Here is a 17,193-nt window from a genome sequence, read left to right as displayed (position 1 = left end):
TTATCTTAGCTCCGGCAGGATGAGCTGGGCAATTTCAAAGTAAATAACGAGGCCCGTTCCATCCACCAAGGTGGCAATAAAAGGTGCAGAAACAACGGCCGGATCAATCCGAAGGCGCTTCAGAATTAATGGCGTAATGGAGGAAACAATCGCGCTCCACATCACAATGGCGATAATGGTTAAGGTCACCACTAAGCCAATTTCAGGGCCAACACCGAGCGACCAAGCCCGAACCCAGGCGGCCAAAGCAATCCCCATTGAGATGAGTAGCGCAGTGGAGGTTTCTTTTTTAAGGACTTGACCGATATTGCGCATGGTTACTTCACCCACAGCCATTGCACGAATAATGGTGGTGGTGATCTGGGTACCACTGTTTCCGCCTGTGCCGATTAAGAGCGGGATAAAGAAGGCGAGGGCAATTGCGGCTTCTAATTGCTCTTCAAATGCGCGTAATACTGTGCCTGTGTAGCTTTCGGCGGCAAACAGCATCAGTAGCCAGCCAATCCGTTTGCGCCAGAGCTGCCAGGGCGTTGCCGCGAGGTAGGAGGTTTCTAAGGGGGAGGAGCCACCTTGTAGCTCCGCATCCTCGGTTGATTCTTGCTCCAGAATATCTGCCGCTTCATCAACGTGAAAAACCCCGATTAGCTTGCCTTGATCTTCTACGGGCAGGGAGGATAAATCACGATCCACCAAGAGGCGTGCGGCTTGCTCCTGATCTGTTCGCGCATTGAGGCGCATTAAGGTGGGATCCATCAAATCGCTTAGATTAACCTGAGGATCGGCAACCAATAGTGTTTTGAGCGGTATTCCCCCAAGCAGCAGTCCTTGGGAATTGGTTATATAAATATGCTGGAATAATTGAGCTTGGTGCCAGGCGTCATGGATCACTTGCTTTGCATCAGCGACCGATTGCTCAACAAGGATGCTGAGATAGTTGTTGCGCATATGCGCGCCAACCGATTCGCTGGGCCATTCAAGCAGTGAGGCGTAGTTATGTTGATTTTTCTCGGATAAATGCGAGAGCAGACTGGCGCGATCGTTGCTTTCCATTTTGCGCAAAATGGTTAGCATATCGCGGCGGGAAATGCTGTCCTGAAGCGCTTGGATCACCTTGCTGTGCAAACGTAATAGCAACTGGCCTGCACTGTCTGTGCTTAAAGAGGTGATAAGTGCACTGCCTTCATTGACCGGCAGGGTGTTTAATGCGTCGTTGAGATCTTCCAGGCTTAAAGCCAGGAGTTGATCTGCTCGCTCGGTGGGGTTTGTGGTGGACATCCAGCTTCTCAATGCAAAAAGATCGAGGGCTTGAATCTTGTGGGCGTGCTGTTGTGTTTTCATTTGGAATAGCCTCGGGTAAAGACAGGCAGAATCGCAAGCACCTTGATGGGTGCGTGTTAAAAGAAAACAGCAATTGATGGACGAGTATGGGACAGGAAATAACGTCGATTGGCGCTTTTTCATCTCCACGTTCTAGCTTTAGCACTGCGTAACGTATCTGGTAAAACCAGAAGCCACTTGGGTTAACACCTTAATCCGATGATAACTGTCCTGATCTTGGGCGTCTCTGGACGTCGTGAGATCAGTGGCCTGTGTTTGCGCAGGAGCCTCGCCTAACGAGATGCTGCATAAGGTAAATATCTTATGCCCCTGTTCGGGGCAGGGGCATAGTGTCCAGATTGATCTTTAAAGTCAACGCAACGATAAATGGTAATAATTATCACTGCACGATGGCGGGGTGGGTATGGTATACCGCGTAGAGCTGCCCCTTATCTGTATGATTTATGGGGCTTAATGGCTCTCTTTCCTGAAACGGCCCCTGTTCGCTAGGCGCAGATAAGCCGTTTGCAGGCTTATCGCTGGGTAAAGGGCTTGTTTTTTTGCGGGCTAAAATGAGTTTTTAGCGATGGGCTGGGAGGTTTTTTGGCGTGGTAGTAAGCAAAAAACTGTAAGGTAATAAATACCAGATGTGTTTTTTGAGTGCCGGTGTGCTTACGGAGCTTATGTTAATGGCTTAAACCACAGGGTGTGTGGTGAGCTGGAGAGGTGTAATGGCTTGATTACATAGGCATAATTATCCTCCCCGCATTTATTTTATTGCTTACAGCTTTGCAGGGAGGACTGGGCGACCGGCTTTTAAGTCGCTACGCCGCCTGTGCCAAATGCTTCGGCATGGATGTGCTCTGCACTGATTCCCATGGCGAGTAACGATTTGATCTGGGCTTGCATAAAGGCCAGTGGCCCACAGAGGTAGTAATCGGCGTCGGGCAGAATGACGCTATCGGCGATTTGAGTTAGATCCACATAGCCTAGATGGTCGTGGCTATGGTTCGGGCAGGCATCGCCATAAAACACGATTTTTTCGACGCTGGATTCTTGCTCTGCCAGCTGATTCACTACATTTTTAAAAGCATGCACGTCGCTATTGCGGCAGCCGTGTACAAAGCGCACAGCCCGATCGCTGCCGGTTTTTACTAAGTGTTTCAGCATCGCCAGCATTGGGGTAATGCCGACGCCGCCGCTAATTAAAACGACTGGGGTTTTGCGATCCTGATGCAGGACAAAATCACCCGCAGGCGGGGCGAGATCAATCACATCGCCCACATTGACTGTGTTGTGCAGCAGATTAGACACTTGGCCGATGAGGTTGCCGGTTTGCTCGCGTTTAACCGAAATACGCAGGTAATTGTTGCCCGGTGCATCGGACAAACTGTATTGGCGTGGCTGCATCAGATTCCATTCCGGCACAAACATTCTTACCGAAATATATTGGCCCGGCACGTAATCGGGCACATGGCCACCATCGCTAGGGCGTAGGTAGAAAGAGGTGATTTCGCTGCTTTCTTGCTCTTTTTTTGCCACGATAAAACCGCGCCAGCCTGTCCAGCCGCCTTGTTTAAAAGCGGCTGCAGCATAGAGCTGTGCTTCTTCGGCAATCAATACATCAGCCAATTGCCCGTAGGCGGCGGCCCACGCTGCAATTAATTCATCTGTGGCGGCAGCGCCCAAGACTTCACGGATAGACGCCAGCAAATGGTGGCCCACAATGGGGTAGTGTTCCGGACGTATGCCAAGGCTGATGTGTTTATTGGCGATATGGGTGAGCACCGGGGCAAGTACGCCTGGGTTGTCAATATGCTCGGCGTAGGCCGCCACCGCCATGGCAAGCGCTTGCTGCTGCGCACCCGACTGCTGATTTCCTTCGTTAAAGATTTGTTTAAGCTCAGGATTGTACTGAAACATCCGTGCATAAAAATGCGTGGTCAGTGCAATACCATGTTGTTTGAGGATGGGGGCGGTAGCGCGGACTAAATCTCGTTGGGCAACATTCAGCATCTGTATCTCCTTTTAAATATGCATTTAATTTACCCATTAAAGAGCGGGGCGTATAGGTAAAATTGCACGTTTAGAAAATAAAGTGACGGGGCCTTGATCTGTCGGCTTGTATCTTTTTCATTAAAGTGGGTTGTTTATTTGAATTGTGTTCTTGCGCCGCTTATCACTGAAAAGGCAGTAAGTCTTGTTGTCAGGCCGTATTTGCCCACCACAATCCATGATGCTCAATGTGGTGTAGATAAGGGATAAATCATGCAACAGCGCTTAAAATTTTGGGTGGTGGCCTTTGTGGCAAGTGTAGGGCTTTGTGCTTGCGGCGGTGGAAGTGGTGGCTCATCGTCTGCCACGCCCGTGGCAACGACTCCGACCTCAGTGCCTACCGCGGTACCCACGCCGACCCCAGCTCCAAGTGGTGGCGCTTATGCCCAAGGTACGGTTACAGGGTTTGGCAGCGTGATTATTGATGGCGTTACGCTTGATGACAGCAGCGCAAGCTTTAAGGTAGAGCAAGACCCCTCTGCCAGCAGCACCGGTACCAGTAATGATATTAAGCTCGGTATGAAAGTGGAGTCTGATCAGGGCAGCGATGACAAAATTAAAACGCTGACTGCCTTGCCCGAGGTTTACGGCAGGATTTCTGAATTGCAAGTGGGCGTGGGTTTTAAGCTGGCAGGTCAAACCGTTAAAGTATCAACTGACGCAGCCGCACCTACGGTATTTGAAGGCGCAAGTGTGCTGGCTGATTTATTGGTCGGCGATATTGTAGAAGTACACGGCAGCCGTGATGCCGCTGGCGTGATTGTTGCCACGCGGATAGAGCGAAAAGACCCAGCCAGCGCGGTGATGGTGCGGGTCGTTGGCGTGGTCAGTGCGCTCGATAACACGGCTAAAACACTGCTAGTCAGTGGCTTAACGGTTAACTTTAGCAGCGCTAAACTTCGCCCAGAAGGCGTAGTGCTAGAAAATGGCCAGTTGATTGCAGCATGGAGCGATCAGGCGATTAGTACAGCGGGATTAATGAGCGCCAAGGCCGTTAAAGTCAAAAAACCGCAGGCCGGTGACGGGCTGAAAATGCAGATTGGCGGGTTGGTTGCTAGCCTTAATGGCACGACGCTGAGCTTTAAATTGGGCGAAGTGCTTGTCGACGCTAGCAAGGCCAAGTTTGAAGGTGGAGTGGCCGCTGATTTGGCTAATGGCAAGGCAGTGCGGGTGGGCGGTGTGTGGCAGACCGATAAATTAGTGGCTGTGGGGGTGAAATTTGTAAAAGACAGCGCGGATGCCAAAGTTGAGTTAAAAGGCCCGATAACCGACTATATTTCGCTCGCCAGTTTTAAAGTGCGCGGGGCTTTGGTGGATGCCAGTACTGCAAAAATTGAAGGCGGCACGGCTGATAATCTGGCTAATGGCGTTTTGGTTAAACTAGAGGGCAGTATTGCCAGTGGCGTGGTGAGCGCTAAATCGTTAAAAATTGAAACTAGCACGGATACAAGCACGAGTAGCAAACCAGATCAATCGGTCAGAACATTCTCTGGGGAAGTGAAAGATTATGTGGTTTCGAACGGTAAATTTACTTTGGCAGGTATTAGCCAAGCGATGCAATTGACTGACAAAACGGTGTACTTGAATGCCAGCTCAGATAAAGTCGCGGTGAAGGCTGATTTTGCCAATGGTAAAAAGGTGACCATCAGGGGCGAGGTCGTTGCTGATGTATTACAAGTGCGCGAAGTGAAATTTACGGCCACAAAAGCAGAGCCTATCAGGCTGAGCGGGGTAGTGAGTGGGGTAAGTAGTAGCCAGTTTAAATTAAATGGCGTGCTCATTCTTTGGAGCAGCACTACCCTCATCGAGGGCGGAACGTCAGCTAGCTTGGTGAATGGTGTAAAAGTAGAAGTCAGTGTGCTGAAAAGCGAGGATCAGCTGCAAGCACAAAAAATAGAAATCAAAGGCAGGGCAAGCACCTTAGAGGTAAAAGGCGCGCTGAGCGATTTTGTTTCTGTCAGCGATTTTAAAGTGGCAGGGCAAAAAACAGATGCCAGTAAAGCGGAGTTTAAAGATGGAAAAAGCAGCGATCTTGCCAATGGTCGCGTCGTGGAAGTGAAGGGAACCTTGAGCAATGGCGTGTTGATTGCAACAAGGGTGTCGTTTGAGGATTAAAACGACGCTGCTGGGCTGAGCCCAATCAGCCCAATCAGCCCAATCAGCAAAGCGTATTTCTTTGAGCGTAAAAAAAGCCACTCATGATGAGTGGCTTTTGCTTTTGTAGGGCGGGTGCAACCCGCGAGCAATGCTGAAAAATACGCGGGTTGCACCCGCCCTACAAAAGATACAGGGCGTTGAGTGCTTTATTCCGCCAACAACACAGCCAAAGCCGTGCTTACATCTGTCGCTGTAACGCCTTCGCTTAAGCTAATGGCGGTGCCTTCAATCGCCGCCACGCCTTCGTTTTTAAGCTTGGCGATCCATTGCCCGGCTTCTTTGCCTTGGGCAAAGCCTGTGCTTTGTAGCAGCAGGCGGCCGTCGGCGGCGCTAAAGTTAAAGTAAAACAGGCCGTCTTCTAGGCGGAACTGTTTAAACAGCGGTAGCGCGGCTTTTTTCTCGGCTTTTGCAAGAGGTGCAGCAATCGCCTGCATAGTACGCAGACCCAGTGACTCGCGTACTTTCTTTAGTAAAGGTGCGGCGGCGGCACGGGCTTTGGCAGCACCGGCTTGCAGCAGCACTTCAATTTCTTCTGGATGCGCCATTAGGGCTTCATAGCGCTCACGCATCGGGGCAATATCGCGCTCGATTAAATCCAGCAGGCGTTTCTTTGCATCGCCCCAGCCTAGACCCGCACGCAGCTCATCTTTAAATTGCTGGGTTTGCTCTTTTGAGGCAAATGCTTCAAAAATCGTCACAAGATGCGAGTTGTCTGGGTCTTTGGCGTCCCCAGGCAAGAGGCTGTTGGTCACAATCTTCGCGATGGCTTCTTTCATCGCTTTTTGGCCGCCCTCGAACAGCGGAATCGTGTTGTCGTAGCTTTTGCTCATTTTGCGGCCATCAAGGCCGGGTAGCGTGGCAACGTGCTCTTCGATATGGGCTTCTGGCAGCACAAATAAATCGCTGCCCTGGCCGAATAAATGGTTAAAGCGGGCGGCTACATCACGCGTCATTTCAATATGTTGAATCTGATCGCGGCCCACCGGTACTTTGTGCGGGTTAAACAGCAGAATGTCGGCGGCCATTAAAATAGGGTAGCAAAACAAGCCCATGGTAATGCCTGCGTCAGGGTCTTCGCCGGCTGCCTCGTTCACATCTGTGCTGGCTTTGTAAGCGTGGGCACGGTTCATTTGGCCCTTGGCAGTTACACAGGTCAGTAGCCAGTTCAGTTCGGTGACTTCAGGTACATCGCTTTGGCGATAAAAAGTAACGCGTTCTGGGTCTAGGCCAGCAGCCAGCCAAGTGGCGGCAATTTCTAGGCGCGAGCGCTCGATTCGGGCCGGATCATCACACTTAATCAGCGCATGGTAATCGGCCATAAAAAAGAAGCAATCGCTATCCGGGCTTTGGCTGGCAACAATTGCCGGGCGAATGGCGCCTACATAGTTGCCCAAGTGGGGTGTACCCGAGGTGGTAATGCCGGTAAGAACACGCAAACTCATCACTTTTTCCTATATCGCACGCTGCAAGAATGGCAGCAAGTCTAGCAGGCGAGGCGTGCTTGTGTAAGCACAAAATGATTGAATAAAATCGTGTGCTGGTCATGTTTTTTAAGTGCTGGCTTAATAAAACAGATTGATGCCGATAAATGGCTGTAATAAAACCTTCATTTGCTTGTTTTAAATAGGGAGAGGCTGTGGATATTTGCATTGGCTTGCTAGTGAAAAACCTAGGGGGAAATATTTAATCCGGCGGAGCTTGATTATTGATCGCGAGCGGCATTTTTACCTATGGTCTTAGTGTTGTTTTTTTATAAATGGTTTCAAAAAATAGACAGCTGGTTTCGGTATTAATAGGCCTCTAATCAAGTGTGTTAATTCAAGAGCCTATGTTAGTCTTAATGAGGTAAATCTCTCCCATAAGGAAATTATAATGCGTAATAAAATATTTGAAACGCTACTGATTGCTTCTGGTTTAATGGTTGGGCAAATTGCCTTTGCTGAAGAGATTTCAGAAAATGAGGTATTAGTTGGTTCATCGGAGAAATCCACCGTTCAGGCTAATGTTGAAGAAATTGATATTGCTCAGCGCAGTATTCTGTTGGCTTTGCCAGATGGTCAGAAACTTGCATTTGATCATGTTGATCAAAAAATAACGCATTTTGATCGTTTGAAATTGAATGATAAAGTCAGTGTAAGTGGCTCAAAGTCTTCTGCAATTGTGCTGCAAAAAGGCGGTGCAGGTGCACGTAAAATTGTTGATGCCCAAGGCCGGGATGTGACAATTGATGGTGAAGGTGTGTTAAAAACACAAACACTTTACAATGATATTCTTAACGTTGACCTTAATGCGGGCAATGTAAAAATTAAAAATGTAACGGGCCAGATTGAGACTATTCCTGTTGAAAACAAAGCGCTGCTGATGAAGGCAGAGGCGGGTGATCAATTGTTGATTGTGAATCGAGTTAAGTTGATTATCTGGGCTAATTAATTAGTAAATAAAAAAACAGCCTGCATTTGCAGGCTGTTTTTTTATGCACGTTATAAAGTGTAAATACGCGGGTTTCACCCGTACGATATTTATAATCAGATTGAGTAAGAGGCATAATCAAGTATATTGAAGTAAAAATCAGCAATGTGTTAGTAGGTATTTTTTCTTTTTAATATAGGAAGTTTGAATGGAAACCAAACAAGGAAGCTGTCATTGTGGCGCCGTCGTTTTTGAGGTGGATTTAGCACAGGGCTTAGAGAATTTGCGCCGCTGTAATTGTTCGCTCTGTAGCCGTAAAGGTTCAATTATCGCCAGCGTACCGGTTGAAGGGCTACGCGTGGTAAAGGGTGAGGAAATGCTTACTCTTTATCAGTGGAATACCAAAACGGCAAAGCATTACTTTTGTAAAGTTTGTGGCATTTATACCCATCACCAGCGCCGCAGCAATCCATCGCAATTTGGTTTTAATGTGGCGTGTATTGCCGGGGTAAATCCCTTTGATCTGGGCGAGATTGGCATGGGCGATGGGGCTTCGCAAGGTTTACTTAATGTAAATTAAATTCCCGTTAATTTACAGGTAAAGTCATAAGATAGCGTTATAAACCATAGTTTATGATCGTCGCAATACAGGGCTAATTACGGCGGATCTTTATGCCTTGGTTTATGTCAGTGCAGCAATGCCTTGAAGGTTGGGAGCCGGCGGTGCATGAAAAATTCCGGCGAATCAGGGCGAGTAAAAGGCACACCGGAATTCTTTGTTTATTGGATGAAAAATAGAGCAGCGAAGTTTCTCTGGCTGGAGTATGGGCTTTGTGCAAGCTACACAATGACAAATGCGGGCACTCTCTTCTGCTTACTGGGGAAAAACCCGTGAATGAAACCACAAATCAATTGTCTGATGCAAAAGGCATTATTCTGTTCAGAGGTTTTTGGGCTAGACTTTAATTAAAAGATGATTCAAGCGGCGTATTAATAACGGCCTCAATTCGATAGCCATCAGGATCGATCACAAAAGCCGCATAATAATGCTCGCCATAATCTGGCCGCAATCCGGCAGGGCCATTATCCGTGCCACCATTGGCTATGGCGGCAGAATAAAAAGCATCAACTGCGGCTCGGTTTGTGGCTGAAAACGCTAAATGAAATCCTTGGCCTATAGCAACGTGCGTGCATAGCTTGATTGCGAATTTGTCGCCACCACCTTCAATACCATAGCCCACCGCAGCATCGTCGCCTTCAAAATCTTCCCAAACCCGAATATAGCCAAGTGGGGTTAATACAGCATCATAAAAAATAGCTGAACGTTGGATGTCTGTTACACCGAATGATAAATGATGAAGCATATTGTTCTCTTTAATTAATATGGGCTGTTTTGCTGAGTGTATTGCTTGAGTGAATTGCTTGGGAGGCAATATATTTTGCTTGTTCAATGTCTGTCGAGCTTGTGATCTGCATGGTAAGCCTTTTTTTATGGATGTATTTTTTAATAGAATAAAAATAGGAATGCTATTCGTCGGGCGAGTGAAACCCAATCCTATCAGCTTAAGGTGAATTCGTAGGCTGGGTTACGCGGTTTTATCCGCCTAAAATCGGCAAACAAACCCGCTAACCCAACCTACAGGAGCACCACTCTGGTGGGTTTTGCTTAAGTTGGTAGCGCGTATTTTATTAGCTTGGTGGCCATTCTTTGGTATTTGCTTGCCCTAAGAAGCGGCCTTTATTTGATTTAGTTGTAATTCATAGCAAACTTCATGGAGTGGATGGCCAGTGAGGGCGGTGGTGCTGCGTGTTTCGCCAGTGTTTTTAAAACCGCAGTGTTCGTAAAGCCCTCGAGCCGCGTGGTTTTCGCTGATGCACCACACCAGGATGCGCTGGTAAGCAAAATGCGTTGCCTTAATGATGGCGTCTTGCATAAGTTGAAATCCAAGCCCGCGGCGCCATGCATGTGGGGCAATGTTGAGCGCCCAGAGCTCGGTGGTGTTTTCGCTGCTTTCAAAGCGAGGCTTGCCCAACACATAAAAACCTAAAGATTGATTCTGCTGATCGGCGACTGCCAGATAAAAATCCCGGGATGGCGCGGATAGCCTGGCTTGTAGCGATTCAAGCTGGGCGGCGGGGTTGAGCGCTTTTAGAAAATCCTCTGGCATAAAGGGTGTATAAGCCGCTTGCCATGCGGCGACGCGGATTTGGCCGATGGCTTGCGCATCGGCGGCTTGAGCTGGCCGAATAATAGTGATGGTGTGTTCAGCCTTGCTGAGTGCCTGAGCTTCATTTGTCATGTATTTGATCTTGGGCTACTTGCTTGAGAGAAAGCGATTAAATATATCCAGTTAATAAAGCCTTAGCCCATTCCGGCCGCTGCCTTGCCTGCGCCAGTTTGGCCATAGCTTTGAATTTGTAAGGAATAGCGATAAGTGCGCCAGACCAGCTGCCTTTGCCTTGTTCCACAATGGCGTAACGGGCGTCGGGGCTACTGTTTTCTACTTTATGCGGATAGGGGTGAATATCGTCATAAGCGGGCAAGCCCACGCTGCCAGGGTTGATAATGAGCTGGCCTAAGCTGCTGCGCATCATCCTTGGAATGTGCGTGTGGCCACAGGCGACTAATCCGGCCCGCACATCCCCGAGTCGTTTGTGGATTTCTGCCTGGTTTGCTGCACGTAGCTGGGTGGGTTCCACCGTTTCCATAAAGTATTCAAGATCGCTGCGAGGCGTGCCGTGGCAGAGCAATACATCGGAATTAAGTGATGCACAGCTTTGCAATGTCGCCAGCCAAGCCCATTCTTTAGCGCCAAGCTGGCTATGTGCAAAGGCATCGGATGCGCCCATTTTATTTGCAGCCAAGAGCTGGCGCTCATGATTGCCTGCCAGATGCACCCAGTCTTGCGCCATTAAAAACTGTGCCGTTTCAAGTGGCATCAGGGGGCCAGAAAGGCTATCGCCCAAATTGATCACTGCGTCTACGCCGCGGCGGGCAATATCTTTAACTACGGCTTCCAAGGCGGGCAAATTGCCGTGAATATCTGAAACAAGGGCGAGGCGCATGGAGAGTCCTGTGCTTGAGGAAGATTTATAAAGTTGCCTGATTATGTGTATTTGTAGGGTGGGTTCGGCTTGCTAAAAATATAGAACAGAGAGTGGATTGGCTCCTAGCCGCGTACCCACCGTGGCGCTGCGGTGGGTTACTGCCAAGATATAGCAGTGCCTGCATTTAGCTTATTGACTGGCCTAACCCACCCTACCTTTCTTTACTGATTTAACTCTTTCAACTCCGCCTCGCACCAATGCTGCTCGTCGATGGGAACTTGTTCCAGATACGCAATGGCCGCTGCGCGGTGTTTTTCAAAGGCATAGTCTTGGTCTTTTTGAGAAATCGCCAGCACGGCATGGGCGAAAAATAGCTCGAAAGCTGGGGCATTATTTTGCGTACAGCCATCTAGGCAGCGCTGGGCTGCTTGTATCGCTTCATCGCGCAACCCCGCTTGCAAGGCGCTACGGCATAGGCGGTACTCGGCGTGCTCGATTTCCAGCCAAGTGCCTGCTAGCGCCCAGAATTTAAGTGCGCTTTGGGCTGCGAGCAGCATGGCGGTGGTTTCGGTAGTGCTGCGATTGCTTTGTTCTTCTAGTGTGCCAGCCAGATTATTCCCCGCAACGGCAAGCGCACGATGAACAGGTGCTTGCTCGGGCTGGGGCGCTAGTTTTTCATAGGTAGCGAGCGCTTTGGAATAACTATCCATGGCTAAGGCTAGTTTTTGCTGAGCAGCGAAGAGGCTGCTTGTGCTCGCCAGCACGGTGGTTTGCTCGATAGGCGTAAGTGAAGCCAGTGCATCCGCATCGCCACGGCCAGAGCGTAAGGTGGCGATGCTGGTATTGATGGCGCTTTGTGCGGCGCTTTCTATGCAGGGAAGTGACTGAAGCAAGCTAATCCCTGCTTCCCAATCTGCCAGATGCTCGCCATGCACATGGCTAATCAAGCGGGCAAAGGCTGGGATTTGGCGGGTATTTTGTACAAGATGGCGCGATTGATTGAGCCGCTCAGCAACGGCTAAAGGTTGGTCACCATGGTCTGCCCATGCTGTTTTAATAAAATCATCGAAGCTCATTGTTTGTCTTGCGCTAAATGTAAGTACCCAGAGATTAAATGACGCTTATGACATAAGCAAGTGGCAAGTGGCCTTACAACTCATTGTGCCGCCATTTCATTACAATCGCACCTGCCGTAAAGCCTTCGGCGGGCTTTCTGTGCAACTCAACAAAGTTTTCTCGCTGCCAAAATGCCAGCGCGGCGGTGTTGTTGGCAATCACCGATATTCTGATGCGCGGGCAATGCCATGTAAGGGCAAGCTTGCGTAGCTGTTGCATCGCGGCCCTACCATAACCCTGACCTTGAAATGGCTCGGCAAAGAGCAGTAAGCCAATAAATGTAACGCAGTGTCGTCGGGGTATGGTTTTATCGTGATTTAACTCCCCGATGTCTGCCTCCGGGGAGCACGATAATTTAAGGTTTTACCTGCAAATAGGGCGAAGTATTCAGTACCCCATTGATGGAGCATCCACCAGAGAGCTGGGCATTCAGGCCAATGATGGTTTCGCTTGCGTTGTCATTAATCGTGGCGACGATTTTGTTGGGGCCACAAATGCCGCCTCCAAGTGGAGAATTGATCGTGACGGCCACATTATCTAGTGTGAGCTGAGTAGTTGTATCTACATGGCCGGTCCAAGGCGCAAGCGCACTGGCGTTGGCTTTGATCAGCCTGCAAAGGGTCGCGCCCTTAAAGGTGGCGCTGGTGATGCGAACATTGCCGTAGCCATCTACCGTACCGCTGAATACGGTGTTGCAATTAAAATCGATACCCAGCTTACCCACTGTTGCCGTACCGACGGCCGAAAAAGGCAGCGGTGCCCCTCCCGGCCCAGGTGGTGTAATGGTGGCGGCATTAGCCGGAGCGCCTGAAATTAATAAGGTGAAAAGAGTGGCAGAAACGGTCTTGAGCATGCGCATGGCCTCATAAAGTGATGAACACAAGATGGCAAGTAATCAAGCGCTTAAACACAGAGCTTTAAAGTGTCAGAGTGGCATAAAGTGCCCGCTTGCCATTGATGTGCTTACGTTACGATGACACATGCATGAGGTTGTTGAGTAAGATCAATTTTTACATAAACAAAAAAATAAAGGATAGTTTCAAGAAAGCATTCTGTTTGAATTTTTCATTTTTAGTCAGAATTTAGGTGTAATTTTCGTAAGATAATGATTGATTTTACTATCACAAAGTACCATCACTTCAGAGTTTAGTGGCCAGGCTCCGCCGCAATCGCCGTTACTTTTAGCATGGCATCTAGAAACTCAATTTTGCCATCTTCTTCACACAGCGCTGCCAGCTCAAGTAAATACTCGTCGTGCAGTTGCTGGCGCTGCTCGCTGGCTAGAAATGCCAAGTCATAGCAGCCTTCAAACCATGCCCAAATTTCAGCGGGGGTGTAGCGGCGGCTGAGTGTTATTTTTTCTATTTTAATTTGGGAAAAATGGGGTGTCAGTGCGCTGATGATGCCTTGTTCTTTGGCAAGGCGGGGGTCTCCTAATCGTAGGGCTTTTGAGGTTTCGTGCTTAAAAAGCAACCTAAGTCGTGCTACATAGCCATCCATCACCGCGCTGGCCGGTGCTGCCGTGCCAATTACAAAAGAGAATCGCCCCATGGGCCTAAGTACCCGATAAATTTCGCTGATTACTTTGTCCAGCTGGTCCATCAGCATCAAGGCCATATGGCAAAGTACTTCATCGCAGCTCTGATCTGCTAAGGGCAGTGATTGCGCCTTGCTGTGGTGCAAAGTGGCGCGATTGCCTAGCCTTTGCTGAGCCGCAGCCAGCTCGCCTGTACTCATATCGACGCCGATGAGCGTGTGAGCATTTAAAAGTGAGAGTAAAAAACCATCGCCGCAAGCCAAATCAAGCACAGTGGCATCCCTTGCTACATCTTTTGCAAGGCATGCGTAAGATGAATCGTAGCATTGCCCGCCCATCGTGGCGCTGAGCGCTTGGTAAGCTTGGGATGTAATTCCGGGATGCTGGTTGTGAAACGCAATTAAAAATTGCTCAGACTGGCTGATGTTCATGTGTTTTCTCTATGCACGTGATCTGTCTGTTTATTGGGCGCTATTTTTTAATTCTTGAATAGGGATTTATTCAGTATGCCGCAAATAGGGGGGATATAAGGACTTATTCCGATTTGGGCCGGGTAGTGATTAAAAGTGGGATGTATTTTGTATCGGGGAGTTGGGGTCAGTGCTCTTGCGAGGGAGGTGCTGATTCAGTTGCTATTCACGCCGTTGTGGGGCTTTGGGCAAAGCTTGGATTCCCGCCAGCCCCCAATTATGATTGGGGGCTGTATTTAGCAATGATAAAACGGGATGAATCAGCACTTCATTTAATGCATATTCGTATTTACGTTTTAATGCTTTAACCTGCTATCCGTAAATGCCGCTTAAAACCGGCCATTCAGGGCAAAGCCAAAGAAAGGCATTTTCTTGGCTTTTTCACTGCTTAGCTCATTGCCATTGCTATCCAGAATAGTGAATTTTCCGCCTGCAGCGACCCCTGTATAGGCATCAACGCGCCAGCTAGGGTGGAATTTATACGCAGCGTGCAAAAAGACGGGTGCGTATTGCTCTTCTAATACGCCATCAGGTGCGAGCGGGTTGCTCTTCGCTAGGCGGTATTGAAACTGGCGCATTGCACCACCCACACCAATATCAAATTGTGGGGTAAACGCCCAGCTTAGCTCCAGCCCGGCAGGCCCTACCGGCCCTACGGTGAATGGGTTGGCCAGTGTAAGATTAGGTGTGATTTTCCAGTCAATAATTAAGAAAGGAAACCCTGTGGTTTTTTCCAGCTGACGATAAACCCCTGCGCCCACCCCAAATAATAAAGTAGGTGAAATGGCCTTAGCCACATAGGCGTTCATGCCGTAAATCCAGCTTTCTTTGGCCTCGGCATTTTTTTCTTTGCTATTGCTGGCATCCGCGGCAACTGCAAAAGTCCAGCCACTTTGGGTGCTGTAGCGATAGGGTACGGAAAAGGTCACCCTTTCTAACTGCTTCCAAGGCTCGGCGACTTTCCAAGGGCTTTGTTCAAAATGCCATGTTTCACGCGCTAATTGAATATTTAAGCCGACATTATGTTGCTGGTTAAGATCATGATTCACACCAAAGCTGGCTTGCAGGCTTTCTAGACGGCCTTTGCCTCCACGATCAAAATCAAATTTAGGTGTGCCTAGCGGGGCAATCGTCATATCGATATTGGTGCCCGCATGGGCAAAACCAATCGATGCAAGCAATAGAGTGAGCAGTGATGATTTAAGCATTGGGGCTCCTGAAGATCTGGCTTAGGTAGTAGTGGTTTACGCTAGCTATCTTAAAGAGCTTGGATTACATTTTTTATGTTTGCGACAGAAAGCAGTCAGAGAGGATTAAGCGTTGAATTTAAGGTGCCAGTGGATTCTGTCAGCATATATAAGAATGAAACGTCCCTGCTTGGGCATGTTGGGTGGGCTTGCCACTGGTTTATATTTGCCGGATTAAATCTTTCTCATGGCTGATTTGTTTGCAAGTGAGCGGGGGGGAGTGCCGTGATGGCTTTAATTATTAGCTGACTTCTTTTTCTTCTGGGCCGCGTTGCCATTCCTGCCGGGTATAAAAGCGGTTTGCCTGAGTATGCGGTGTAGTGCTTAATTTAATCTCTGAGTCCCTGGGTAAATAGATATTTTGTTGCGCGTTTATTCCAGCAGCTCTCGGTATTCTTTTGCGCTGATATTGATTCTTTGGTGCAGTAAGCGCTGAACATCGCCTTTGCTTTGATCGCTCACAGAAAAATAAAATTTGCTGCGCCCACGTGTCTGGATAGGAAGGCTTGAGCTGTTGATGGATACCCCAGCAAAATCGACTTGGCTGGAATCAATAGAAAGCGCGGGTTGGCCTTTTATATAGCTATTGGTGGCGGTAATACTGGAGCGATTACTGATCATGGCGGCTTCCGGGTTGCTGATCTGCACATTATCCATCCAGACGCTGGAGTCGTTGATTTCTAAATATCTGGCGTTCAGATTCATCAGCTGCACCCGTTTGCAGCCGTTTAATACAATCCGGTCGTATTCCCCGCTTAAATGCAGGCTATTTGTTTTATTACAAAAGTGGGTGCGGCGGCTATTGATTGGCTCGGTAGTGATTTTAGCGGGGATAGGGGTGATGAGTGCTTGTTGTAAGCGTTCGGAAAATTCATCAGGGCGCTCTGCCATTGGCACATGGCCTGTATCGAATAGCGTTAAACGTGTTGCGGGCATGCGCCCCGCCAATAGATAGGCTGTGCGCAAGGGGGCTACAGGATCGTTTTTACCCCAAAAAATATCGGTGGGCGTGTGGGTTTGACTAATGGCCTCGGTAAAGTCTTCATCCAGCAAAGACAGTGCAGCATTAAAGGTATGTAAATCTTTAAAAAGCTGCTCCCTCACAGAGGGGATATTCAGCAGGTGGGTTGGATCGGGCAAAACACTGTCTGCGGTTTCGATCAGGCTGGAGCGCAGCTGGTTTACTTTTCGGGTGGCAAAATTAATCAGCATATTGGGCAAATTGCTTTCGGTCAGCTCAAGATTAAGCTTGCTGAGGTAATCGAGGTAAACCGTTCTTTGCAAAATGCCCGCTGCATCGACAAGCACCAGCCGGCTGACTTTTTCAGGGTAATCATGCGCATAGCGCAAGCTAATGGCCCCGCCTAAAGAGTGGCCGATTAAAATCACCGGTTTATTTTTGGCGTATTGCTGAATCAGGGCATTAATCAGCTGGCCATAATGGGCCGGCGATAATCGCTCTACATTATTGCCCGATAAGCCAAAACCCGGCAAATCAAAGGCCAATACATGGTAATTACGGGCGAGTTGGGGGATTTGCGTAAGCCAATCACGGCTGGCGCGGCTGCCTAGCCCGTGTACCAGTACGATGGTGGGCTGCTGTGTTTGCCCCGCCTGCAGCACAAATACTTTGCCATTAAAAAACGGTGCATCTTGCAGATGGTAGCGCCACTCTGGCGGATAGCCCGTCGGGGCTGAAATCTCAGCCGGTTTGCCAGAAAGAAACGTAGGTTCAGCATGTAATGGGCTGCTGATAAAAAAAATAAATACAAGGTAGGCTGCGTATTTCAGCATAGGTTTGGCGTGATCACTAAGAGATGTTGCAGGGAGTCATCTA

At 48.8% G+C, this 17,193-nt stretch carries 15 protein-coding genes and 1 riboswitch; of the genes, 3 read left to right on the top strand and 12 right to left on the bottom strand.

Annotated features, from left to right (window positions below):
* Both mgtE and hmpA read right to left on the bottom strand, forming a co-directional pair.
* Complete coding sequence (mgtE, locus tag VN23_RS07710) at nt 1–1,338, bottom strand: magnesium transporter (RefSeq protein WP_046352936.1); 1,338 nt, start codon at nt 1,336–1,338, stop codon at nt 1–3.
* 116 nt (nt 1,339–1,454) lie between these two features.
* Nucleotides 1,455–1,625: riboswitch (M-box (ykoK) riboswitch) on the bottom strand.
* Between the two features lie 508 nt (nt 1,626–2,133).
* Nucleotides 2,134–3,333 (bottom strand): NO-inducible flavohemoprotein, encoded by a 1,200-nt coding sequence (hmpA, locus tag VN23_RS07705; protein ID WP_046352937.1) that lies wholly within the window; start codon nt 3,331–3,333, stop codon nt 2,134–2,136.
* 252 nt (nt 3,334–3,585) lie between these two features.
* Here hmpA and VN23_RS07700 point away from each other — a divergent pair, with 252 nt between their 5' ends.
* Nucleotides 3,586–5,487: a DUF5666 domain-containing protein gene (locus VN23_RS07700; protein ID WP_046352938.1), complete on the top strand. Its 1,902-nt coding sequence runs from the start codon at nt 3,586–3,588 to the stop codon at nt 5,485–5,487.
* A 188-nt stretch (nt 5,488–5,675) separates the two neighbouring features.
* Here the strand turns inward: VN23_RS07700 and VN23_RS07695 are convergent, their stop codons facing one another.
* Complete coding sequence (locus tag VN23_RS07695) at nt 5,676–6,971, bottom strand: tryptophan--tRNA ligase (RefSeq protein ID WP_046352939.1); 1,296 nt, start codon at nt 6,969–6,971, stop codon at nt 5,676–5,678.
* 430 nt (nt 6,972–7,401) lie between these two features.
* Here VN23_RS07695 and VN23_RS07690 point away from each other — a divergent pair, with 430 nt between their 5' ends.
* Entirely contained in the window at nt 7,402–7,959 is a 558-nt protein-coding gene (locus tag VN23_RS07690; RefSeq protein WP_046352940.1) for a hypothetical protein, read from the top strand.
* 187 nt (nt 7,960–8,146) lie between these two features.
* Nucleotides 8,147–8,518 carry a GFA family protein gene (locus VN23_RS07685; protein WP_046352941.1) on the top strand — a complete coding sequence of 124 codons (372 nt, stop codon included), beginning with the start codon at nt 8,147–8,149 and terminating at the stop codon, nt 8,516–8,518.
* A gap of 382 nt (nt 8,519–8,900) precedes the next feature.
* Here the strand turns inward: VN23_RS07685 and VN23_RS07680 are convergent, their stop codons facing one another.
* The 9 genes from VN23_RS07680 to VN23_RS07640 all read right to left on the bottom strand — a co-directional run bounded on the left by VN23_RS07680 (nt 8,901) and on the right by VN23_RS07640 (nt 17,150).
* Complete coding sequence (locus tag VN23_RS07680; protein WP_046352942.1) at nt 8,901–9,302, bottom strand: VOC family protein; 402 nt, start codon at nt 9,300–9,302, stop codon at nt 8,901–8,903.
* A 360-nt stretch (nt 9,303–9,662) separates the two neighbouring features.
* Nucleotides 9,663–10,238, bottom strand: coding sequence for a GNAT family N-acetyltransferase (locus VN23_RS07675; RefSeq protein ID WP_046352943.1), 576 nt, complete (start codon nt 10,236–10,238; stop codon nt 9,663–9,665).
* A gap of 37 nt (nt 10,239–10,275) precedes the next feature.
* Nucleotides 10,276–11,004 carry a metallophosphoesterase family protein gene (locus tag VN23_RS07670; RefSeq protein ID WP_046352944.1) on the bottom strand — a complete coding sequence of 243 codons (729 nt, stop codon included), beginning with the start codon at nt 11,002–11,004 and terminating at the stop codon, nt 10,276–10,278.
* 203 nt (nt 11,005–11,207) lie between these two features.
* Nucleotides 11,208–12,062, bottom strand: a complete 855-nt coding sequence (locus VN23_RS07665) for a hypothetical protein (protein ID WP_052746718.1) — start codon at nt 12,060–12,062, stop codon at nt 11,208–11,210.
* 73 nt (nt 12,063–12,135) lie between these two features.
* Nucleotides 12,136–12,405, bottom strand: coding sequence for a GNAT family N-acetyltransferase (locus VN23_RS21340; protein WP_335339395.1), 270 nt, complete (start codon nt 12,403–12,405; stop codon nt 12,136–12,138).
* 52 nt (nt 12,406–12,457) lie between these two features.
* Nucleotides 12,458–12,955 (bottom strand): hypothetical protein, encoded by a 498-nt coding sequence (locus VN23_RS07655; RefSeq protein WP_156455148.1) that lies wholly within the window; start codon nt 12,953–12,955, stop codon nt 12,458–12,460.
* A gap of 293 nt (nt 12,956–13,248) precedes the next feature.
* Nucleotides 13,249–14,070, bottom strand: coding sequence for a class I SAM-dependent methyltransferase (locus VN23_RS07650; protein ID WP_052746720.1), 822 nt, complete (start codon nt 14,068–14,070; stop codon nt 13,249–13,251).
* Between the two features lie 368 nt (nt 14,071–14,438).
* Entirely contained in the window at nt 14,439–15,317 is an 879-nt protein-coding gene (locus tag VN23_RS07645) for a DUF6268 family outer membrane beta-barrel protein (protein WP_046352946.1), read from the bottom strand.
* Between the two features lie 411 nt (nt 15,318–15,728).
* Entirely contained in the window at nt 15,729–17,150 is a 1,422-nt protein-coding gene (locus VN23_RS07640) for an alpha/beta fold hydrolase (RefSeq protein WP_046352947.1), read from the bottom strand.
* Nucleotides 17,151–17,193: the final 43 nt, after the last annotated feature.

Origin of the sequence: Janthinobacterium sp. B9-8, assembly GCF_000969645.2 — a bacterium.
In the GTDB taxonomy this organism is placed as follows: domain Bacteria; phylum Pseudomonadota; class Gammaproteobacteria; order Burkholderiales; family Chitinibacteraceae; genus Iodobacter.
This window is presented reverse-complemented; position numbering and strand designations above follow the sequence as displayed.